Source organism: Leucobacter celer subsp. astrifaciens (assembly GCF_001273835.1).
Taxonomy (GTDB): domain Bacteria; phylum Actinomycetota; class Actinomycetes; order Actinomycetales; family Microbacteriaceae; genus Leucobacter; species Leucobacter celer.
In genome coordinates this window covers 1-302 of sequence record NZ_JHEI01000179.1, presented here as the reverse complement: position 1 = coordinate 302, position 302 = coordinate 1, and the positions used below count along the sequence as shown (strand labels likewise).

Below are 302 nucleotides of genomic sequence, written 5' to 3'. Positions count from 1 at the left end.
CTAGTAACGTAGAGGCTCTCCCTCGACTGTCTAGACCTGATACTCTACAATCGTGATGAGCATGATTTTTTTTTTTTCGAAGACATGATCGTGGCGGACACCGGTGGCACCACGTTCGACGCCGGAATCTCTCGGGACGGCTCCGTCGTAAAGACCCGTGATACCTGGCTCGGTCCCGAGTTCGAAGGCGACCTTCTGGGTATCTCCTCGGTCGACATCCGCTCGCTTGGTGCGGGCGGCGGATCCATCGCGCACATCGATGCGGGTGGCCTGCTGAAGGTCGGCCCGCAGTCGGCGGGATC

The 302-nt window shown here is 59.3% G+C and carries 1 protein-coding gene; it reads left to right on the top strand.

Annotated elements, in window-relative coordinates; genetic code table 11:
• Window positions 1-84 precede the first annotated feature (84 nt).
• The coding region (locus AMS65_RS17875; RefSeq protein WP_277620069.1) for a hydantoinase/oxoprolinase family protein at window positions 85-302 on the top strand (218 nt) is incomplete at its 3' end.